Source organism: Proteiniclasticum sediminis (assembly GCF_018128025.1).
GTDB lineage: Bacteria > Bacillota > Clostridia > Clostridiales > Clostridiaceae > Proteiniclasticum > Proteiniclasticum sediminis.
The window spans coordinates 75295-95307 of the sequence record NZ_JAGSCS010000011.1 but is presented as its reverse complement, the minus strand read 5'-3'; the positions used below and the strand labels follow the sequence as shown (position 1 = coordinate 95307).

The 20013-nt window shown below is 53.4% G+C and carries 20 protein-coding genes and 1 other annotated feature; of the genes, 6 read left to right on the top strand and 14 right to left on the bottom strand.

Going from position 1 to position 20013, the window contains the following annotated elements:
• The 8 genes from KCG48_RS09320 to KCG48_RS09285 form a co-directional block, all read right to left on the bottom strand.
• Window positions 1-373 (bottom strand): hypothetical protein (locus tag KCG48_RS09320; protein ID WP_211801553.1); only part of this gene is annotated, 373 nt, incomplete at its 3' end.
• A 308-nt stretch (window positions 374-681) separates the two neighbouring features.
• On the bottom strand, window positions 682-1179 hold the full coding sequence (locus KCG48_RS09315) for a phosphatidylglycerophosphatase A family protein (RefSeq protein ID WP_230977079.1): 498 nt from the start codon (window positions 1177-1179) through the stop codon (window positions 682-684).
• Between the two features lie 9 nt (window positions 1180-1188).
• A complete protein-coding gene (locus tag KCG48_RS09310) occupies window positions 1189-2187 on the bottom strand; it encodes a LacI family DNA-binding transcriptional regulator (protein ID WP_211801551.1) in 999 nt (332 codons plus the stop codon).
• Between the two features lie 414 nt (window positions 2188-2601).
• Window positions 2602-5715 (bottom strand): isoleucine--tRNA ligase, encoded by a 3114-nt coding sequence (ileS, locus tag KCG48_RS09305; protein WP_211801549.1) that lies wholly within the window; start codon window positions 5713-5715, stop codon window positions 2602-2604.
• Between the two features lie 62 nt (window positions 5716-5777).
• Window positions 5778-6001: a binding site (T-box leader), on the bottom strand.
• An 80-nt stretch (window positions 6002-6081) separates the two neighbouring features.
• Window positions 6082-7182 carry a hypothetical protein gene (locus KCG48_RS09300; protein WP_211801546.1) on the bottom strand — a complete coding sequence of 367 codons (1101 nt, stop codon included), beginning with the start codon at window positions 7180-7182 and terminating at the stop codon, window positions 6082-6084.
• Window positions 7183-7293: 111 nt separating this feature from the next.
• The gene (locus KCG48_RS09295; protein ID WP_211801544.1) at window positions 7294-7566 is read right to left on the bottom strand and encodes a barstar family protein; all 273 of its coding nucleotides are present in this window, start codon (window positions 7564-7566) and stop codon (window positions 7294-7296) included.
• A gap of 2 nt (window positions 7567-7568) precedes the next feature.
• Entirely contained in the window at window positions 7569-8045 is a 477-nt protein-coding gene (locus KCG48_RS09290; protein ID WP_211801543.1) for a ribonuclease domain-containing protein, read from the bottom strand.
• Window positions 8042-8266 carry a (2Fe-2S)-binding protein gene (locus KCG48_RS09285; protein WP_211801542.1) on the bottom strand — a complete coding sequence of 75 codons (225 nt, stop codon included), beginning with the start codon at window positions 8264-8266 and terminating at the stop codon, window positions 8042-8044. The genes KCG48_RS09290 and KCG48_RS09285 overlap by 4 nt, the downstream gene beginning before the upstream one ends.
• A 188-nt stretch (window positions 8267-8454) precedes the next feature.
• Between KCG48_RS09285 and KCG48_RS09280 the strand changes: the two genes are divergently transcribed.
• Both KCG48_RS09280 and KCG48_RS09275 read left to right on the top strand, forming a co-directional pair.
• Window positions 8455-8928, top strand: a complete 474-nt coding sequence (locus tag KCG48_RS09280) for a hypothetical protein (protein ID WP_211801536.1) — start codon at window positions 8455-8457, stop codon at window positions 8926-8928.
• Between the two features lie 2 nt (window positions 8929-8930).
• Window positions 8931-9290 (top strand): hypothetical protein, encoded by a 360-nt coding sequence (locus KCG48_RS09275; RefSeq protein WP_211801534.1) that lies wholly within the window; start codon window positions 8931-8933, stop codon window positions 9288-9290.
• 87 nt (window positions 9291-9377) lie between these two features.
• Here the strand turns inward: KCG48_RS09275 and KCG48_RS09270 are convergent, their stop codons facing one another.
• From KCG48_RS09270 to KCG48_RS09250, 5 genes are all read right to left on the bottom strand, one after another.
• A complete protein-coding gene (locus tag KCG48_RS09270) occupies window positions 9378-10088 on the bottom strand; it encodes a 2-phosphosulfolactate phosphatase (RefSeq protein WP_211801532.1) in 711 nt (236 codons plus the stop codon).
• The gene (locus tag KCG48_RS09265) at window positions 10078-11058 is read right to left on the bottom strand and encodes a TIGR01212 family radical SAM protein (RefSeq protein ID WP_211801531.1); all 981 of its coding nucleotides are present in this window, start codon (window positions 11056-11058) and stop codon (window positions 10078-10080) included. Before KCG48_RS09265 ends, KCG48_RS09270 begins: the two co-directional genes overlap by 11 nt.
• Window positions 11059-11198: 140 nt before the next feature.
• Window positions 11199-12377, bottom strand: a complete 1179-nt coding sequence (locus tag KCG48_RS09260) for an N-acetylmuramoyl-L-alanine amidase (protein WP_211801530.1) — start codon at window positions 12375-12377, stop codon at window positions 11199-11201.
• A 51-nt stretch (window positions 12378-12428) separates the two neighbouring features.
• Window positions 12429-13289, bottom strand: coding sequence for an RNase adapter RapZ (rapZ, locus tag KCG48_RS09255; protein ID WP_211801529.1), 861 nt, complete (start codon window positions 13287-13289; stop codon window positions 12429-12431).
• 75 nt (window positions 13290-13364) lie between these two features.
• Entirely contained in the window at window positions 13365-13667 is a 303-nt protein-coding gene (locus KCG48_RS09250) for an ATP cone domain-containing protein (RefSeq protein WP_211801528.1), read from the bottom strand.
• A 373-nt stretch (window positions 13668-14040) separates the two neighbouring features.
• On the opposite strand from KCG48_RS09250, the gene KCG48_RS09245 reads away from it, so the two are divergent.
• The 4 genes from KCG48_RS09245 to KCG48_RS09230 all read left to right on the top strand — a co-directional run bounded on the left by KCG48_RS09245 (window position 14041) and on the right by KCG48_RS09230 (window position 18105).
• Window positions 14041-14703 (top strand): hypothetical protein, encoded by a 663-nt coding sequence (locus KCG48_RS09245; RefSeq protein WP_211801527.1) that lies wholly within the window; start codon window positions 14041-14043, stop codon window positions 14701-14703.
• Window positions 14704-14964: 261 nt separating this feature from the next.
• Window positions 14965-16104 carry a baeRF3 domain-containing protein gene (locus KCG48_RS09240; RefSeq protein WP_211801526.1) on the top strand — a complete coding sequence of 380 codons (1140 nt, stop codon included), beginning with the start codon at window positions 14965-14967 and terminating at the stop codon, window positions 16102-16104.
• Window positions 16105-16305: 201 nt separating this feature from the next.
• Entirely contained in the window at window positions 16306-17181 is an 876-nt protein-coding gene (locus tag KCG48_RS09235; protein ID WP_211801525.1) for an HAD family hydrolase, read from the top strand.
• An 84-nt stretch (window positions 17182-17265) separates the two neighbouring features.
• A complete protein-coding gene (locus KCG48_RS09230) occupies window positions 17266-18105 on the top strand; it encodes an alpha/beta fold hydrolase (protein ID WP_211801522.1) in 840 nt (279 codons plus the stop codon).
• 48 nt (window positions 18106-18153) lie between these two features.
• On the opposite strand, the gene KCG48_RS09225 is transcribed toward KCG48_RS09230, so the two are convergent.
• A complete protein-coding gene (locus tag KCG48_RS09225) occupies window positions 18154-19935 on the bottom strand; it encodes a M3 family oligoendopeptidase (RefSeq protein WP_331000389.1) in 1782 nt (593 codons plus the stop codon).
• Between the last annotated feature and the right edge of the window lie 78 nt (window positions 19936-20013).

The following is a 20013-nucleotide window of genomic DNA, read 5'->3' as shown; positions in this document are numbered from 1 at the left end:
CCAGCTTTGCCGCCTGGCTGGTCTTGGCAAAGCGCACCTGAAAGGCGTTCTTCCGATTCTGCAGCACCAGCGTGCCCTGCTCATCCGTGCCGCTCTCCAGCCGGTTGTCCATCTCCACGAGTTTCCCCTGCTCTTCAAAATGCACCGCATCAGGATGTACCGCGGCCAGGGTGGTCCAGTCTTCCCGCAGGAAGTGCTTCACATTCCGCTCCCGCTTGTCCACCACTTCCCCCAGAATCTTCGGGGCAGCCGCCTGATGGCGCGAAGGGGGTTCCTGAACCTCCTCGCCGGATACTTTTTCGGGAATGGGTAGAAGAAGCAGCGCCAGACATAGAAAAGCGGCCGTCAGTTTACGGAATCGATACAGGAACATCACCCTTTCGCTTTATGTTTGTAATCGATTCCAATATACCAATAGCCGACGATATCTTCAAGATTAATTTTCCGAATTACTCCAATTTTCTTTTTGACTCTCCATTATATGGATTCTCCTAGACATGCATTATAAATAGTCCCCGTTCGAGCTACACTGACTATTCCATTGTGCCTTTGCATGATTTCTTCCTCAATTTTGCCCAAAATCTGAATGATGCTTCTAGAAGTAAGCGTTACCGCAAAAAAGCCACAAAAAAGATCTGAGCCTCACAACTCAGATCTTCATTCATTTGATTTACTTAATCTTTATTTCCGTTCGGAATGGGCGATTCTGCTGGCAGCCGCTGCGGCCAAGGCAGCCACAATATCATCGAGGAACGTATTCACATGAACCCCGTGCTTCTCCCGGTCCAGCTTCTTGATGATGCCGATCTTTTCCTTATCCAGGAATCCAAAGTTCGTCAGCCCGATGCTGCCGTAAACATTGACGATGGATAAGGGGAGAATTTCATCGATGCCGTAAAGTCCCTCATCGCTTTCCACGATCTCCTGGAGGGGTTCCGGCAAAAGCTTCTTCTCCGCCAGCTCATCGATGGCGATGCCCGTGAGCACCGCATGGATGATTTCCCGCTTGTGGAGGACGGCGTGGATGTTCTCCACACAGAACTCCTTCGTGAGTCCTTCATAGTATTTTTCCTGGAGGATCATGACGATGTCCGCAATGTCCTCCACCGTGACCCCGCGACGGTTCAGGGTATCCAGGGTCATCTGGTACAGTTCTTCCATATTGTACTTGTAAGCCATGAAACCCTCCTACTTCTTAACGGAATCGCGCTCCACGAGATAGTACTGCAGCGTGTACTGATCCTCATCCAGGGGTTTGTTGTTGACGATCTTGATCAGCATGCGCATGCCCACGGAACCCATGTCATACATCGGCTGAGCCACCGTGGTGATCTTCGGGTAGAAGATGGAGGCAGCGTAGCTGTCGTTGAAGCCCATGACATCCACATCCTCAGGGCAGCTTAAGCCCTTGTCCCGAAGGGCATTGATGGCGCCCATGGCGATTTCGTCGGAGGCACAGAATACCGCGTCGATCTCCTGGTTCTCCAGAATCACGTTAATGCCGTTGTAGCCGTCTGCAGCCTTCAGGTCTCCGAAATACACGAGGCCCAGATCCACTTCCTTACCCGCATCCTTCAGCGCCTTCTCATAGCCGCTGTAACGCTGGGAGGTGGCATTGTTCTTGTCCTTCTTCAGACCGATGAAGGCCACTTTCTGGTTTCCCTTGTCCAGAAGATACTTGGTGGCATCATAAGCTGCCTTCTTGTTGTCGATGGTGACGCTGGGATATTTTTCCCCGGCAATCTTCGTCTCCACCAGCACGGTTTTGATCTCCACCTCATCGATGAGGTTCAGGATCTCCTTGTCCAGGGAGGAACTCATGTAGAGCATGCCGTCCACCATTTTTTCCTTGAGCACGCGAATATACTCTTTCTCCTTGTCCAGATCGGAGTCGGAGTTGCACAGAATGATGTTGTAGTCATAGATATTGGCCACATCTTCTGCTCCGCGAACCACTTCGGGGTAAAACTGGTTGGAGATGTCCGGAACCAGAATTCCGATGGTCTTGGTCTTTTGGGTTTTCAGGCTTCGCGCCACGATATTGGGACGGTATCCCAGTTTCTTGATGGCCTCCTGAACTTTTTTCTTGGTATCCTCATTTACGACATCCACATTGTTAAGCACCCGCGATACGGTGGCGATGGAGACGCCGGCTTCTCTTGCAACGTCCTTGATTGATGCTGCCATTTCATTCACTCCTTGTTCTTCGGTTTTTAGCTGATTTTGTCCTGTCTCATTCGTCATTCATTCTAACGAATATTTCACCGGAAATTCCGGATAATATTTTCTCGAAAACCTTACCATATACATTATAAAGGATATTTCCTGAAAATAATTTGAACTTTCTATAAAACATGAAAACCTTTGGTCGTTTACATATTCTGATTCCATTCTAGCACAGTCAGGGCGAAAGATGAAATTGTTTCACGAAAAAATTTCAGTCTTTTTGGGTTTTTTCCTGTGTTTCTCCCGATGAAACCTCCATTCATCTCTCCATCGACGATCCCCTGGGCAAAAAGACGAAAAAGAGCCTCCCCCATCGGCAGATTACTGCAGAGGGAGAGGCCATTTTCGGAGTTTCCCCACCTTTGGAGCCGGGGTCTAGTTCAGAACCCGGACGCCCATGTTCAGGGATTCGCCGTTGATATTGAATTCTTCATAGGCAAATTCTTCGCCGTAATGCACAGCTTCCGCTAGAGTCTCCTTCTTCAGGTGCTCCTCATACTTTCGGATGATGGGCAGAAGCAGCTCACTGCCGGAAACAAAGAGCTCGATGCGGTCCGCCACCTGGAAACCCTGCTCCTTGCGGAGGTTCTGGATCTTGGAGATGAGCTCGCGCACATCGCCCTCTTCCTTCAGTTCCGGGGTGATGTTCGTGTCGAGAATGACCCCCAGTTCGCCTTCTCCGGCAAAGGCATAGCCTGCCAGGCCCTGCATGGTCACCAGAAGATTCTCCTGGGAAAGGGCGATCTCCTGTCCGTCGAGATTTACGGTGACGGTTTCGCCGCCGTTGATCTTTCCAGCCAGTTCCATCTGGTTCATCTGGTCAATGGCTCCCTTGATCTTGGGGATCAGCTTGCCGTAGGTTTTACCCAGCACCGGCAGATTGGGCTTGATCTCAAAGTTGACATAACGGGAGAGGTCAGCGCCCAGGAGCACTTCCTTGATGTTGAGCTCATCCTTGATGATGTCGCCGTAGTAGTCTGGCAGCTCCTTTTCGGAAATTAGCATCTGAGACAGAGGCTGACGGTTCTTCATATTGGCCGTATTACGCGCGCTTCGACCCAGCTTCACCAGGCTCAGGGCCAGGCCCATCTCCTTTTCCAGGGTGGTATCGATGAGGGTCTCATCGGCTTCCGGGAAGCGGTTGAAGTGGATGGATTCCGGTGCGTCTTTGTCCAGGCCCACCACGAGATTCTGATAGATGGTCTCGGTGATATAGGGCACAAAGGGTGCTGCGGTGGTGATCAGGGTCACCAGTACCTTGTAGAGGGTGGTGTAGGCGCTGATCTTGTCCTCGGTCAGCTCATCGGACCAGAATCGGGCACGGTTTCGGCGTACATACCAGTTGGAGAGATCATCGGTGAACTCCTCAATGGCCAGGGCAGCCTGGGTGATGCGATAACCGTCCAGATCCTCGGTGACTTTCTTCACCAGGCTGTTCAGCTTCGAAAGAACCCACTTGTCCATGACGTTCTCGGAGACATGATCGGCATAATCCAGAGGATTGAAGCCGTCAATGTCGGCATAGAGCACATAGAAGGAATAGACATTGTAGAGGGTCAGCAGGAACTTGCGCTGGGTTTCTGCCACATCATCCTCGGAGAACCGGGTGGGCAGCCAGGGCATGGATGCGGTATAGAAATGCCATCGGGTGGCATCTGCGCCTTCTTCGTTGATGACCTTCATGGGTTCCACCACGTTGCCCTTGTGCTTGGACATCTTAATGCCCTTCTTATCCAGGACGTGGCCCATGACGATGACATTCTCGAAGGGGCTGCGCTTAAAGATGGCTGTGGAAATGGCCAGCAGCGTATAGAACCATCCGCGGGTCTGATCCACGGCTTCCGAGATGAACTGCGCAGGGAAGTTCTCCTCGAAGAGCTCCTTGTTTTCAAAGGGATAGTGCCACTGGGCAAAGGGCATGGAGCCGGAGTCAAACCAGGCATCGATGACCTCGTGGGTTCTCGTCATGGTTCCACCGCACTTTTCGCAGCGCAGGTGTACCTTGTCGATGTACGGCTTATGAAGCTCAATGCCTTCCGGGACATCAAGGCCCTTTTCCGTAAGCTCGGCGATGGAGCCGATGCATTCCCGATGTCCGCATTCGCATTCCCAGATGGGCAGCGGGGTTCCCCAGTAACGGTCTCGGGAGATACCCCAGTCGATGACGTTTTCCAGGAACTTGCCCATGCGTCCGGTGCGGACATTGTCCGGATACCAGTGAACGCTGTCGGAATTGGCCATGAGTTCTTCTCGAAGGGAACTCATGCGCACAAACCAGCTGTCCTTGGGATAGTAAAGCAGCGGAGTATCGCAGCGCCAGCAGTGGGGATAGGAGTGGGTGTACTTCTCGGTGCTGAAGAGCTTGTTCTCCTTCTCCAGCCACTGCAGGATGGACTTGTCCGCTTTTCGGACATCCATGCCGGCAAAGGGGGTTACCTTCTCCACAAATTTCCCCTGCTCATCCACCAGGTGGATAAAGGGGATGTTGTTCTTCATGCCCACCATGTAGTCATCCTCACCATAGGCCGGTGCCGTATGGACCACGCCGGTACCATCGGACAGGGTGACAAAGTCCCCGTGGATCACAAAGAAGGCACGCTTTTCCGGGGTATGGAACGGCATCAGCTGCTCATAGTCGTTGTTGACCAGTTCTTCGCCCAAAAATTCCCGGACGATGGTGTACTCCTGGTCCTTCAGCACCTTTTCGCAAAGATCCTTGGCCAGGATGTAGATCTCCTCGCCTACTTGAGCTTCCACATAGGTGAAGTTCTTGTTGACCGCCAGTGCGGCATTGGAGGGCAGCGTCCAGGGGGTGGTGGTCCAGGCGAGGATATACTTATTCTCGGTGCCCTTCACCTTGAACTTGGCAATGGCGGTGCTGTCCTTCACATCCTTGTAGCCCTGGGCCACTTCATGGGAGGACAGGGCGGTGCCGCAGCGGGGGCAGTAGGGCATAACCTTGAACCCTTTATAAAGGAGGTCATTTTCCCACATGGTTTTCAGCGCCCACCATTCGGATTCGATATAGTCATTCTGGTAGGTGATGTAGGGGTTCTCCATATCCACCCAGAAACCAATCTTCTCCGACATCTCTTTCCACATGCTGGTGTACTTGAAGACGCTCTCTTTACATTCATTGATGAAGTTCTCCACGCCGTACTCTTCGATCTGCTCCTTGCCGTTGATGCCGAGCTTCTTTTCGATTTCCAGCTCCACGGGCAGGCCGTGGGTATCCCATCCGGCTTTTCGAAGAACCTTATAGCCCTTCATGACCTTATACCGGGGGATGAGATCCTTGATGACACGGGTCAGCACGTGACCCACATGGGGTTTGCCGTTGGCTGTGGGCGGGCCGTCGTAGAAGGTGAAGGACTTCCCTTCCGGATTCAGTTTATAGTTTTTCTTGATGACATCCTTCTTCGCCCACAATTCGCGGATTTCGTCTTCCATGGCGGCGAAGGACTTCCCCGCCTCAACCTTTTTGTACATGAAACCACAACTCCTTACTTTCTTCGTCTACTTGGTTTTTGCTATAAAAAAAGACCTGCCCAAAATAGGGCGAGGTCTCGCTATACCACCTAAATGCATGTTTCGGATGCGCCGGACAGTCGCCGGGAGATCCTATTTCATAACGCGAAACCACGTACTGGCTTACTTCACTGTTCAGCCCGTCTACTCCCAGGTGATTTTCTTCCGCCCCAGCTGAGATCTTGCACCACCCGATCCCTCTCTAACAGCTGATCTGCGGACTACTCGTCCTGATCCTCGTATTTGCCTCATTATTATAGTATAAGGATTTTCCCTTGTCAAACCAGAGGATTTCCCCGATGAAACATCGCCCATCCGAAGAGCCCTTTAGTTTTTCCTTCGATTCACATAGGCCTTCAAGGGAATGACGTTACTTCCCATGCGTATTTTTCGGGCTTTGTGCTCCTCCAGGGAATATCCCTTGAGATCCCAGCGGCTAAGGGACTGAAGATAGGACTTCATTCGCTGGGCCATCTCCTTGGACTCTTTCAGGGAATCAAACTCCAGGTTGGTCCATAGCTCGGTGATGATTTCCTCGTAGGGACCCAGCATTCGCCAGAGGGCGATGGTCCGATCCAAGAGCATGCCTAGGACGAACTCCCGACTGATCTCCGGAAAAGCCTGGGTCAGCTCTTCATCCACCGCCAGGTGGGGTTCCAGGGCATCATAAATCTCCCCGTAGCCTTCCGGCTCTTCCAGGAAAAGAGGATGGCCGGCATCCAGAAGCTCCGTCCGGGTAAAGGGCTTGTAGCTTACCCCCTTGCCCCAGGTGGCCACATCCTTCAGGGTATGGAACTGGGAAAAATCGGGATCCACAATGTATTCCACATCCTTGTCGTAGAGGGGGATGTAGAGATCTGCCAGAGCCTCCTTGTAGGAGAGGACCCGCTCAAACATTTTCCGGTCCATGTTGCCATGGTTGCGGGAAACGATGCTGTAGAGATCGTCCACGGGCAAAGCGCCGTAGTAGTATAGACATCCGGCGATGAGCCGCGCCGCTTCATCCAGATAGGCCGCCTGGCTTAGCCGCACCGGCTCCAGGTAAGGTGTAAACAGCTCCAGAAACTCCCGGCTGGCAGATGCCTTGTGCCGGCCCTCTTCATCAAAGCTCACCTCCGGATCGATGAGGCAGAAGTTCGCCAGGATTCCCAGGCTATCCAGCACTTCCGCTTCCTCTTCCGCTTCCGGATTCAGAATGTAGTTTCCCTCATGCTCCGTCATGCTCTTCAGAATGCCCAGCTCCCTTTGGGAAAGCATGTAGAAGATCTCCGTCACATAGGTGCGGAGGGCTTCCTCCAGCTTCTCCATCAGTTCGCCCTTGCGCCAGGACTTCTTGTAATCCACATCCATGACGTCCAGGGCGATCATGATCTCGTCCTTCTTGTACCGGCGGATGATGTCGCTTATGGTTTCAAATCGATATCCCATGCTAACTCCTTGTCTTTCTTAATTTTCTCCATTATACCTGATCCGGCGGCCAATTCCATTCCTTTTTCGAAGTTCTCTTCGAAGAGGAAGGGCTGCCCCCTCGTAAAAACGTCAGTCGGCGAAGGTGATGGTCAGGTGCCGAGACTCTTCCTGCAGTTCGCCAAAGAGATCCAGAAGGGAGGCGCCATAATCCCCCAGCTGCTCCAGAACAGCATCCCGATGGAGGATCACCACTTCTGTCTCCTGATCCCAGGTACTGAGCAGGTCCCACAGGGCATCGAGGTTTTTGCCGTAATAATCTGGGAAGCTGAACTTCCGTTTCAGATAGGCATGGGTTTTTTCCCGGGTAATCATTCGTTTTCCGTTGAGGATAATCCGATCCATGCTCAATCCCCTCCATAAAGTTTGGTGAATGTCTGGTAGTGGTCCCTGGTGTAGTAGATGAGCCCGTCATTGGAGTACACCAGCCGTTCCTCTCCCCGGAATCCGCCGGTGTAGTTGATGTCGCATTCATACCACTGTCGTCCCGCGGCTTTGGGAAGCAGTCCTTCCCGGTTGCCAAACCGGTCCCCGCCGATGCTCATTTTGTCCGTCACGTCCCAGAGATTGCCCTTGCTGGCTTCCCAGCCCTTATCCATGGCTTCGTTTTTCGTGAGAAAGTTTCGGGGCAGCTTTCCGTAGGTATGCAGATAGAGGGCCACCTCCTCCTTGGAGGTGTAGACCCCGTCCTCCAGAATGGCTCCGGTGACACCCGTTTCGACTGGCGGAGCCGATTCCACGGGGAGGCATCCAGCAGCGCCCAGGAGGAAGAAAAAGAGAAGCAGCAGCAATGCGGTGGGTTTTGTCCAAAGGTTTCGCCTCATTCCCACACCCCCGCCTTATACTCATCGATGAGGATCTTGATCTTCATGCCGCAGCGCCTTCCCCGGCATTCTCCGGATCCGGACCCGAGGAGGGCATTGACCTTGACGACGGAGTCCGCCCCGCTTCGGATGGCTTCTTTGATTTTGCTCCGGGGGATCGCCCGGCAGATGCAAACCTTGGTGATCCGATCCAGGATCTCCGGTTGAATTCCATTGTCCATAATATCACCTCTTTCTTCCATTATAGCGGATCCCCTGAAAATGCATACCGCCGATTTCAGGGGAGAAAGTAGACCCGGATCGTCCATTGAGTTCCCCGAAGGTTAATGGCATAATGAAGCTACAGGGCCAGCGCCCCATCATGCCTTTCCTCTTCTAAGGGGAAAGCCTGGCTGAAGGAGGAACATCCATGGAAGATAAAATATTGGTCATTGCCCACAGCATCCTGGACCAGGGAACTCTCCCCCCGGAGAAGCGCCTTTCCGCCGGCGCCCTGGGCATACTGCAGGATCTGAAGGAACTGGGCGTCAACCTCATTCCCCTTCCCGATCTCTATACCTATTATCAGCAGTGGACGAAAAAATCCCAGGAGGAAGGGCGCAGTCCGGAACCCTACGAAGAATATCTTCGTCGGCAGCTGGTTCCCCTGGTGAACCAGGTCATGGACCGGGTTCGAGGTGGAGCCCGATTTCTGGGGGTTCTTTCCTATCGGGGCGATGCCAGCCAGCAGGTGGAACCGGAGAACAGCCCCCTCATGGTGGAGCTTTTCCGTCTCTTTGACCGCAACTGCATGATCACGCCCTACTACGAAATCCCCCTGAACCTCACCCCAGAGGAGGAAGAATTTCTCATTGCTGATCTCGCCGATACCCTGAGGTTTTAGCCATGAGGTACATCGTGATCCGAAGCCACCTTTTGAATGAAATCAACCGGATCGAGCTAAAAAAGGGAGACCGGGTGGTCCGAGCGGAGGAGTACATCGGCAATCCCCTCTGGAAGAACTGGGTGTACTGCATCTCCCAGGATACGCTCCAGGAAGGCTGGATCCCCCGCCTCTACCTGGAGGATCTGGGGGAAGAATCCATTCTCACCGAGGACTACAGTTCCCGGGAGCTCCCCGCCTCCCCGGGGGATCTCCTCCAATGCCGACGCATGGTAAATCAGTGGGGTTACTGCCGCCGCCTGGGTGACGGGACGGAAGGCTGGATACCTTTGGACTGCCTTGAACCGCTGCCGGAGGAATAAGTCCTTCATTTCCAGGAAAATCAAAAACCTCTGCCCAAGGAAAGAACCTGAATAAGGGTTCTTCGCCAAGGGCAGAGGTTTTCTGCTTTAAAAATGCTGTTTGATGATGCCGTTTTTATACTCGGGGACAATGTCCTCCACACTTTCCTGGAGACAGAAATCCAGATCCTCGGAAAGTCCCAGCTCTTCCAGCACCCCATAATGATGGGCCTCCTGAATGTAGCTTCGCAGATCCCGATGGGTCTCATAAATGATCAAGGCGGTCTTTGCCACATCGGTGAGTTCCGCCGGCTTTAGCTCCAGCATATGGGCGATGATGGCTCCGGCGGTGATGAAGTCATCCATAGAGAACTCACCGCCTGTGCCGGCATTGACGATGACCGCATCTCTCTCCTCCGCCACAGCAGCTTCAGCCACAGCCCGGGCATTGCGCAGGGCGCCGATGAAGATCCGAGCGGCGGAACTGGAGCGGGCAATGGCTTTGGTGCCGTTGGTGGTGGTGAGCACCACATTCTTCTCCGCCACGGCGGAGGCGGTGTATTCCTTGGGGGAGTTGGACAGATCAAAGCCGTCGATGAGCCGAGCCTTCCGCTCACCCCCCAGCACGACATTTTCCAGCTTCTTCTTGGTCTCCAGCGCTTCTTCCACACTGGTCATGGGCACCACGCTTTTCGCGCCGTGACTGATGGCGGTGATGATGACGGAGGTGGCCCGAAGGGTATCCACTACCACCGCCGTATTTCCTTTCACCGATTCCGGGGACACATGGTCCGCACAGGTGATTACATTAATTTTCATGGGTCATCTCCTCGGGGAGCGCATCCGCGCTCCATCTTCTGTTCTTCTTTGTCCAGTTTTTTCCTTGCCAGAGATCCTGGGCTTCCAAGTACGCATCAATGGCATTGAGCACTTCCCATTTTCTCAGGGACCACTGGGGGCCGATGAGAAGGGCCCGGGGGGCATCCCCCGTAAGGCGGTGAATGACCACCTCTTCCGGAAGTCGAGCAATGGATTCCGCCACCAGCCGGACATAGTCTTCCATGGTCAGGAACTCCAGCTGCTGCCGTTCATACAGGTGAACCAGCGGGGTGTCCTTCATGAGGTGAAGCAAATGGAACTTGATGCCCTGGATGTCTTGACGGGCCAGATAGTCCACAGTTTCCAGCATTTCGTCCGGGGTTTCTCCCGGGAGACCAAAAATCACATGGACCACCACATCAATATCCAGCGCCCGAAGCTTTTCCAACGCCTCTTCAAACACCGGCAGGTCATAACCCCGGTTGATTTTCCGAGCATTTTTGTCATGGACCGTCTGGAGTCCCAGCTCCACAAAGGTGTGCACCCGGTCCCGGTATTCGGCCAGCACCTCCAGCACCGCTGGAGGCAGACAGTCCGGTCGGGTGGCGATGGACAGGGCCACCACGCCTTCCCGGGTCACGGCTTCCTCGTAGAGAGCCCGGAGCGTATCCGGATCGGCATAGGTGTTGGTGTAGGCCTGAAAATACGCGATGTATTTTCCTCCCTTCCACTTCTTCGCCATGACCCCCTGGATCTCCTCAAACTGCCGGGTGATGCTGAAGTTCCGGTCTCCGGCAAAGTCACCGGATCCCCGGTCGCTGCAGAAAAGACATCCCGTTTTGCTGAGGGTTCCATCCCGGTTGGGACAGGAAAACCCGGCATCCAGGCTGATCTTGTATACTTTTTCCCCAAACTTCTCCCGCAGAAAGGGATTGAGGGCATGGTATCTTTTTCCGCCCCAGGTTTTCATGGCTTCACCTCCTCCGAATTTTCTCCATAATAGAGAATTATACCCGATGAAAACCCGATCAAAAAGTGAAATCTTTCCCCTTCGATTTCGCCCAAGAAAAAAAGATGCCGGCAAATCCGCCGTGCACCTTCTTTCAAGCCTTAAGGCAAGTTCTCAAAAAATCGTTGAATCCCTCGGACTAAACCCTCCACCAGCTGATCCTGATACTGGGGTGTGGACAGAAGAACATCTTCCTCAGGATTGGACATGTAACCCAGCTCCACCAGGCTCACGGGCATCTGGGCCCAGTTGATCCCGGTGAGATCATCCATGGCTCGGATTCCACCGCTCTTGGTGCCGGTGACCTTCACCATTTCATCATGGAGAAGCGTGGATAGCCGGAGGCTCTCCGGGCTCAGCGCCGCCACAAAGGGGTTTTCCAGCGACGGATAGATGGTCATGATCCCACTCACCGAGGGGTCGTCGTTTCCATTGGCGTGGATCCGCAGGAAGAGATCAGCCTTGGCGCCATTGGCCATTTCCGCCCGTTCCTTGTTGCTGAGGTTCACATCATGGCTTTCCCGGGTGAGAATCACCGTATAGCCCTCCGCCTGGAGCCGATCCCGAAGCTTCACGGAAATCTGGAGATTCAGGACGTACTCTGGAACGCGGGTCACCCGTCCTTGGGTACCCGAGGACACTTTGGTCTTCAGAATGGCGGATCCCGGTCCCACGGGTTCTTTGGCATAGTTGCCCTTGAGCTGATGGCCGGGATCAATGACGATGATCTTCGGCACTGGGGGCGGTTCCGGTGGAGGTGTCTCATAGGCAATTTTGCGCTCTTTGATGTCTTCCAGCGCTGCCATGATCTTTTCATCCTCTCCGGCAAAGGTCAGATATTCTTCCAGTTCAGCCAGGGCTTCGGCATAGCGGTTTTCCCCCGCTAAGCTTTCGGCTTTGGTCAAATAGGCTCCCTGAATGTCCTGGAGAAGATTTTCTTTGCTCTCCAGACCGCCTTCGTCATTCTTGCTGATTTCCTTCAGGACGGCAAAGGCCTCTGCATACTGCTCATCCTCCAGAAGATCCGAGGCTTCCTGAAGCTTCTCCCGGGAAAGCTTCAGCTCCCGGGAAAAATCGCGCTTCTCCATGATGGTGATGTTATCCGGATTATCCACCAGGAGCGCTTCAAAAAACGTTTCCGCTTCCTCAAATTTTTCCATGGCGATGAGCGCCTCGCCCTGAAGCAGTTTTTCCTTCAGTTCTTCCCTCCGATCAGAGGCGCAGCCGCTGATCCCGAGAAAGAGACTGAGAAGAAGGAGAAGAATCCCATACTTTTTCATTCCCGCGCTACTCATGCTTCCACTTGACTTCCTTCCTCGATCCATTCATCTTTATTTGCGTTCGATGTCCCGATGCTGGGTCACCACGTTGTAGTTCTTATTTTTCAGATGCTGCGCCGTTCGGCGGGCAAAGGATACCGAGCGGTGTTTTCCCCCGGTGCAGCCGTAGGCCACCACTAGCTGGCTTTTTCCTTCCTCCATGTAGAGGGGGATCAGATACTCGATGAGATCCATAAGCTTCGTAAAGAGGGTCTCCGCCAGTTCCGTGGCCATGACGTATTCAAAGACATCATCATCTTCTCCGGTTTTATTCCTCAGCTCCGGCACATAGAAGGGATTGGGCAGATACCGAAGATCAAAGACCAGATCCGCATCATTGGGAATCCCGTACTTGTAGCCGAAGGACACGGTCTTGATCTGCATGGTCTGGTTCACTTCATAGGCAAAGAGATTGTTCACCTCTTTTTTCAGTTTGGCCGTGGCCAGAAACGTCGTATCGATGATGTAGTCCGCCCGGCTCCGAATCCCTTCAAAGGACTTTCGCTCGATATCGATGGCTTCTTCCAGCGATGTGATCCGATGATCCATGAGGGGATGCTTGCGGCGAGTTTCCTTGTATCGGTTCAGGAGGGTTTCATCCGAGGCATCCAGGAAGAGAAGCTTATAGCGAATGTCCTGCTCGTCCAGCATGTTGATTTCCCGTTCAAACTCCGTGAACAGGTCCTTGCTCCGGGCATCCACCACCAGAGCCAGCCGGTCCTCTTTTCCTTCCGTCTGCAGCGTCAGCCGCGCAAAGGGAAGGAGAAATTTCGGCGGCAGGTTATCCACGCAGTAATAGCCCAAATCTTCCAAGGCATTGACGGCCACGGATTTCCCCGCGCCGGACATGCCGGTGACAATAATCAGTTCCATCGAAGCACCTCCCGTGGGACATCCTCGTCCCGTCCATGAACCCCTGCCCGAAGGCCGGTGAACATCATCGCTTGTTTACTCTTCCTTGAGATGAACATCCCGGTGGATCTTCTCTCCTTCATAGAAGTCCTTGGCCACATTCCGGTAACCCATTTCCTTGAGCACCCGGACCACCACGCCACGAATCTCGTAGGTGGAGGTGACACCGTCCTCTCCGCGGACTTTCCTGATGGTTTTCTCCACCGATGCCGCAATGAGCTCCAGTTCTTTTCCCGTCAGCTGAATGTTGGAATCCCGGGCGCTGTTCCCCACGGATACCATAATGTTCTCCCGCTGGAAGTCAATGATCCGACCGTCGCGCTTTACAACCTTTAACATCGTTTATCCCACCTCGTCGTTTATTATCTTTATTATACATGAACTCCCCAAGAAAACCGCTCTCTTTCACGAAAATCTTCCCCTGAACCGGGATATTCGGCATCTGAATCCAAGACCGATCATGGGATCCAGCAGTCCTAAACCTCAGGGCTAGGGTATCTTCGGAATCAATCACCGTGCAATCCATCTCTATAAATTGAACATATTTATAAAGTATTTATCGATACGAAAAGATTATTATTCAGAATATTATAAGAACTTTTCGCTTTTTTTTTTGCTTTTACTCTTTAAAATCAAGTTAGATAGGAATGTTTTCCATGACGAGTTTTCTTTGTTCCAGATTACCCTGCACTCCCCCGAAGGAGGAATGATCGTGAAAAAGTCTCTGATTTCTGGTTTCGTCCTTTGCCTGGTTCTTCTTAGCGGCTGCGCTGAAGTTCAAAAACTTCCCGCCTCCTCTCCCTCGTCTGCCGAGACTGCCCCTTCGATGACGGCGTCTTCGTTATTCTTCGCTGAGGATCCCCAGCAAAAGCTTATTCTCGCCACCACGGCGGACTACGTCCTCATGACTCCGCAGCAGGTCTCCAGTAAGGCAAATCTGGTTGTATTGGGCCAGTTTGTCAAAAATCTAGGGTCCTGGGTGGAAGAGAACGGAAGAGTCTACACCAAGGGTCTGGTCCGAGTTACCGACATCCTGAAAGGGGAGTTGCGGGAAAGAGAAATCGAAGTGGTCTTCAATGGCGGTGTGGTTCCACTCTCCGACTACCTCCGTTCCTTGGATGAGGCTTCCGTGAAAAAAATGGGAATTCTTCCCCAGGACATCGCCGATGGGGATACGGTCTTCGACCATTTCGGCCCTTACCAGGCGAATCCCGCCTTGAATCAGCCTTACCTCTTCCTGCTCAATGCCATGGAGAAGGAGAACACCTGGTTCCTGGGCAGTGACGCCCTGTCCATGCTTTCGGTAAAGGATGAACAATATTTCGACAAACTGACGAAGTCCTGGAATCCGGTCCGTGATCTGTTTCAGCCCTAACCAGATCCTCATTAGAATATCTGCAACCTCCATGAAATTTTTCCTCTCCGGAATGCTTTGGCGTCCTTCGCGCTGGGCAATTCCGGAGAGCTTTTGTTTGATGGAGTCCTCCGGGATCTTCCACCACATATGACACTCATGTTAATCATTCATTTAAAGTTTATTCAAGAATTTATTGTATACTTTATCCACAAAGTATACGTGAGAGGTATTCCTATTCCTTGAATGTTCCGAAAATTCAATATATTAGGAGGTATGTTTATGCGTTACACCATCGCCGAAAGATTTCCACACCCCATCATCGACAAGAGCACCGGACCTCTGGTTTCCATTTTCATGCCCACCAGCCGGTTGAGCACGGAAACCCGGAACAACATCGTCCGGTACAAGAACCTGCTGAAAACCGTGGAAACAAAACTCGGGACGGAATATCCCGGAAAGGACGCGGAAACACTTCTCGCCACCCTGCGGGAACTCACCGAAGACAAGATTTTCTGGAACTATCAGCTGGACGGCCTGGGAATCCTGGCCTCGCCGGAGGAAACCGTCATCTATAAACTGCAGCGGGATATTCCGGAGTTTGTGGAGGTGTCCGGCACCTTCCATATCAAACCCCTCCTCAGTGCCTACCAGGGCGATGACAGCTATCAGATTCTGGCCCTGAACAAGAATGAGTTCCGCCTCTTCGAGGGCAACCGCGATGCCATCCGCGAAGTGGTCCTGCCGCCGGAGGAGCGAAAGACCCTGAAGGATGTGGTGGGAACCTTCTATGAGGAAGCCGGAAGCAATGCCGTGAGCCTCGGTTCCAGCGGAAAGGTCATGTTCGGCGGAGTCGGCGGATCCACCCGGGATGAGGAAGCCGTGGATCAGGAAAAATTCTTCCGCTATGTGGACCGCTATATTTACGAATCCCACTCCAAACGAACGGAACTGCCGCTGATTCTGGCCTCCCTGCCAGAGCATCAGAAAGACTTTGCCAAGATCAGTCATAACGAGTTCCTCCAGAAGGACGGCATCAAAAAGGATCCTCAATCCCTGGATCCCGACGCCCTCCGCACCCTGGCCTGGGAAATCCTGGAACCCCAGTTCTACGCCACCATCGACAAACTGGCGGAGCGCTATGATCTGTCCAAGTCCCGGGAACTGGCCTCGGAAGACATCAGCGAAGTGGCCCGGGCTGCCCTGGAGAATCGGGTGGACACCCTTCTGGTCAATCTGGATAAAACCATCCCGGGAAGAATTGAACCCGGCAACGACCGGCTCCTGGTGGAAAACGGCGCCGGAGACATGCTGAACGACCTGGCTGTTCTCGCTCTGAAGCAAAAAGCCAAGGTCTTCGTGGTTCCCAAGGAGAAGATGGACCTGGAAACCGGCGTGAAATCCATATTCCGTTACCTGTAAACTCCCATTACCCCGGAACTCTTTCCGGGGTAATTTCTGTCCATTGTCAGATTTTCAAAATACGCCCCACCTCCACAGCCATTCTGCCTTTTCACAACGTTTCCCCTCGTCAATGTCCGATTTTTATCGTCTTCCCGAAAAAAAGCAAGAGCAGCCATGCTATACTTTGAGGGAAGAGACTACCGAGATATGGAGGATTCTATGAAACTATTTGTCACGGATCTGGATGGCACTCTACTCAACGCCGATCACCAGCTGTCGGAGTACAGCCAGCGGACCCTGAACATGGCCATGAACATGGGCATTCCGGTCTGCATCGCCACTGGCCGCTCCTATGGGGATATTCTGGGCATCCTCTCCGGTTTGGAGAACATGCCCTACATCATCTCCTCCAACGGAGCCAGCATCTACGATAACCAGGGGAAAAAACTCCACTCCATTTCCATCCCCATGGATCAGACGCGAGACATCATCACCTACCTCAAAGCCAGCAACCTGGAGTTTGAAGTGGCCAGCGATGAGTACACCTACGTGACCCAGGGAGGACTGGATCTTCTGCGCCAGGAACTGGAAGATCTGGGCGCCATGGAATCGGCCAAACGCCAGGAACTGGAGAACGATGTCCTGGGTCTTGTCCTGTCCCAGGGGAACCTGAAAGTGGTGGATACCCTGGAGGACGTCCTCGCCCAGGCGAAAGAAGCCAACTCCATCTCCTCCATCAGCGCCTACATCAACAAAATCCATAAGGCCATGGAGTATTTCTCCATGGATAAGCGGATCCGCACCTTCTCCTCCTGGAAGTACAATTTTGAAATGACCAGCAAAAAAACCTCCAAGGGCATTGCCCTGACCTACCTGTGCGAGCATCTCAACATTCCTTTGGCCGATGTGGCCGCCATCGGCGACAACTACAACGACCTGTCCATGCTGAAGGTGGCGGGCATCAAGGGCGGCATGGCCAACGCCGTTCCCAACCTCCTCAGCATCGCTGACTATGTGGCTCCCTCCAATGACGAGGACGGCGCCGTGAAATTTCTCCTGAAACTCATGGACGACATGGGGTATCTCTATAAGTGATGAACCTTTCATCTTCTCTTGAGCTTTGCGTTTTTCAGGGCTATACTTAAAAGTAAAGGTAAAACGTTATCAGGAGGATGAGTTATGGCTTTGTTTCATCACAATGACTGCGACCTGTTCTATGAAATCCGGGGAAATGCGGCTTCGCCCTACGGCGTAGTTTTCTTAAACGGCGTCATGGCCAGCACCAACAGCTGGTATGCCCTCTCCCGCCCCTTTGAAGACCTGGGCTTCAAGGTGCTTCTCCATGATTTCAGAGGACAGCTGAAGTCCGACAAACCCGAGGGTCCCTATACCTTTGCCCAGCACTGCGAGGATCTTCTGAATCTTTTGGAAGCCGTGGACATGCCCAAGGCTCACTTCATCGGCACGTCCTACGGCGGAGAGGTGGGGATGAAGTTCGCCGCCCGCTATCCGGATCGGGTGGCCTCCCTCAGCATCATCGATTCCGTCAGTGAAACGGATCCCCTCATGGAATCCTTCATTGATTCCTGGATCGTGGCCGCCCAGTCGGGAGACGGCGAGCGCTTCTTCAACACCCTGGCTCCCGCCATCTACGGCGGAAAATTCATGAAGGAAAATCTGGAGTTTCTGAAGTCCCGGGCCGCCGCCACAAAGCATGTGGGGGAAGCCTATCTGAACGGCCAGATCGAGCTCTACAAGACCTTCAAAAATGAGGTGAACTTCACCGGGGAGCTGCCCCTGATCAAAGCGCCCACGCTGATCATCTGCGGAGAAGAGGACCTCTTAAAGAACCCGGCCTTCTCCCTGAAACTCCACCAGGGGATTGCGGGATCGGAATACGTCACCCTGCCCCAGTGTGGCCATGTGTCGATTTTCGAAAAGCCCCAGGAACTGGGAACGCTGCTTTTGGGCTTCATCCTGAAACAGCTTCTACCCCAAGGCCTGGTGGGTCTCGCCTAAGGACAAAACCTCTGGAACGCCAAACGTTCCAGAGGTTTTTCTTCATTTTTATGCTTTTTGAGGATCCGTCAAGGCCAGGAATTTTTCAATATCCTTTGCCACCAGTTCCAGGGATGACCGGAAAAAGTCCGGTGTCGTCACATCGATGCCCATGGTCAGGGCCACTTCTCGAATGCTGTTCTTTCCGGTCATGGCCAGAAGTTCATCATAGGCCGGCACAAAGGCTTCACCCCGCTTCAGGTACTCGGCATAGAGCCCCTTGGAGAAGAGCAGGCCAAAGGCATAGGGGAAATTGTAGAAGTTTCGGTTGGGGAAATAGTAGTGGGTCTTGTTCAGCCACATATAGGGATGCAGATGTTCCGGGTCCAGACCCTCCCCGTAGGCTTCCTTCTGGGCCTTCAGCATCATGGCCTTCAGCTCCTCCACGGAGGCCGGATGGTCCTCCCGCACGGCAAAGAGCTCCGATTCGAAGAGGAATCGGGAATAGATGTCCACGATGACCTGACAGGCATCGGAGATGGACTGCTCCAGAAGAGTCAGGGCTTCCTCCCCCTCCAGCTCGGAAAGGGCCGCGTTGACCACGATGGTCTCGCAGAAGATAGAGGCGGTTTCCGCAATGGGCATGGGGTAGCTGCTGTTGAGGATGGTCTCCTTCTTCAGGTTGTGCCCATGATAGCCGTGGCCCAGTTCATGGGCCAGAGTAGTGAGATTGCTGAAGCTCCCGTCAAAGTTTGCCATGATCCGGCTTTGGCCGATGGCGTGGAGGTTGGAGCAGAACGCTCCTCCGCGCTTTCCGTCCCGGGGCTCCACATCCAGCCAGTTCTTCTCGTGGGCATGGCGGGCAAATTCTCCCAGGGCAGGGCTGAAGGTGCTGAACTGCCGGACGATGTATTCCATGGCTTCGTCATAGGTAAAGTGCAGACGGCTCTTTCCCAAAGGGGCAAAGAGATCCGCGAAGGGCAGCCCGTTTTTGTGCCCCAGGATCTCCGCTTTTCGCCGAAGGTATCGGCGAAAAGCCGGCAAGTACTCCCGGATGGCTGTGAGCATGGAGTTGAGAATCTCCTCCTCCATGCGGGCATGGAACAGGGTTTCCGCCAAGGGAGAGGAGAATCCCCGGAGGGCCGAGACTGTGAGGACCTCCCCCTTGATGCCGTTCAGCGCCGCCGCCGAGGACTCCTCAATCTTCCGGTAGGCCTTGAGCTCGACTTCGTGGGCATTTCTCCTCACCTTTGCATCCTCATGGTGAGCCAGGTTTCGCACGGCAGGCAAGGGGCGGGACACGATTTTTCCCTCCTCTTCCATCTCCACCAGGAGTGTGGACGACAGGAGGTTCTGAAGATTAGTCCAGGCTTTGGAACCCGAAGTGGTCAGTTTCGCCAGAAGCCGCTCTTCCCCATCGCTTAACAGATACCGGGCATTTTCCTGGAGCTCGTGGAGATAGAAGCTGTGCTCCGAAAGAAGGGGATCCTCCTCCAAGAGGGGCGCAAGGTCACCCAGTTCGCCCAGATACCGCTGAAAGCGGACCTCCGGTCCCGTTAGATTAGATACGGTCATGGCCATGCGGGCATAGACTGCCCGGGCTTCCTCGTGACGGGCATTCACGGCCAGGGTGAGGTTGGCAAAGGCCATGACCTTCGAAATTCTTCGGTTCACTTCCATTTCCAAGGTGAGGAAGTGGGCGATCTTTTCTCCTGCCCTTTCCGGGGACATAAAGTTTACTGCCGCATATTCTTCCATTTCGGCGATCTCTTCCGGAACCCTCCGGACGTCCTCCAAAAACTCTGGGGAATCAAAGGACGTATACAGATCATCCAGACTCCATCTCATCATCAATCTCCACCTTTCATCGTCAAGATGCTTCCATTATAACATTCCCGCCGTCTTCAGCGGCAAAAGGCCCGGGGGAAC

What these genes read in the sequence shown, in the direction of transcription:
- KCG48_RS09285 (WP_211801542.1), bottom strand. Translation starts at nt 8,266, where the DNA reads ATGGACAATGGAATTCAACCGGAGATCCTGGATCGGATCACCAAGGTT.
- KCG48_RS09295 (WP_211801544.1), bottom strand. Translation starts at nt 7,566, where the DNA reads ATGGATCGGATTATCCTCAACGGAAAACGAATGATTACCCGGGAAAAA.
- KCG48_RS09260 (WP_211801530.1), bottom strand. Translation starts at nt 12,377, where the DNA reads ATGAAAAAGTATGGGATTCTTCTCCTTCTTCTCAGTCTCTTTCTCGGG.
- KCG48_RS09290 (WP_211801543.1), bottom strand. Translation starts at nt 8,045, where the DNA reads ATGAGGCGAAACCTTTGGACAAAACCCACCGCATTGCTGCTGCTTCTC.
- ileS (WP_211801549.1), bottom strand. Translation starts at nt 5,715, where the DNA reads ATGTACAAAAAGGTTGAGGCGGGGAAGTCCTTCGCCGCCATGGAAGAC.
- KCG48_RS09225 (WP_331000389.1), bottom strand. Translation starts at nt 19,935, where the DNA reads ATGATGAGATGGAGTCTGGATGATCTGTATACGTCCTTTGATTCCCCA.
- KCG48_RS09270 (WP_211801532.1), bottom strand. Translation starts at nt 10,088, where the DNA reads ATGAAAATTAATGTAATCACCTGTGCGGACCATGTGTCCCCGGAATCG.
- rapZ (WP_211801529.1), bottom strand. Translation starts at nt 13,289, where the DNA reads ATGGAACTGATTATTGTCACCGGCATGTCCGGCGCGGGGAAATCCGTG.
- KCG48_RS09280 (WP_211801536.1), top strand. Translation starts at nt 8,455, where the DNA reads ATGGAAGATAAAATATTGGTCATTGCCCACAGCATCCTGGACCAGGGA.
- KCG48_RS09300 (WP_211801546.1), bottom strand. Translation starts at nt 7,182, where the DNA reads ATGGGATATCGATTTGAAACCATAAGCGACATCATCCGCCGGTACAAG.
- KCG48_RS09230 (WP_211801522.1), top strand. Translation starts at nt 17,266, where the DNA reads ATGGCTTTGTTTCATCACAATGACTGCGACCTGTTCTATGAAATCCGG.
- KCG48_RS09250 (WP_211801528.1), bottom strand. Translation starts at nt 13,667, where the DNA reads ATGTTAAAGGTTGTAAAGCGCGACGGTCGGATCATTGACTTCCAGCGG.
- KCG48_RS09275 (WP_211801534.1), top strand. Translation starts at nt 8,931, where the DNA reads ATGAGGTACATCGTGATCCGAAGCCACCTTTTGAATGAAATCAACCGG.
- KCG48_RS09265 (WP_211801531.1), bottom strand. Translation starts at nt 11,058, where the DNA reads ATGAAAACCTGGGGCGGAAAAAGATACCATGCCCTCAATCCCTTTCTG.
- KCG48_RS09235 (WP_211801525.1), top strand. Translation starts at nt 16,306, where the DNA reads ATGAAACTATTTGTCACGGATCTGGATGGCACTCTACTCAACGCCGAT.
- KCG48_RS09315 (WP_230977079.1), bottom strand. Translation starts at nt 1,179, where the DNA reads ATGGCTTACAAGTACAATATGGAAGAACTGTACCAGATGACCCTGGAT.
- KCG48_RS09310 (WP_211801551.1), bottom strand. Translation starts at nt 2,187, where the DNA reads ATGGCAGCATCAATCAAGGACGTTGCAAGAGAAGCCGGCGTCTCCATC.
- KCG48_RS09240 (WP_211801526.1), top strand. Translation starts at nt 14,965, where the DNA reads ATGCGTTACACCATCGCCGAAAGATTTCCACACCCCATCATCGACAAG.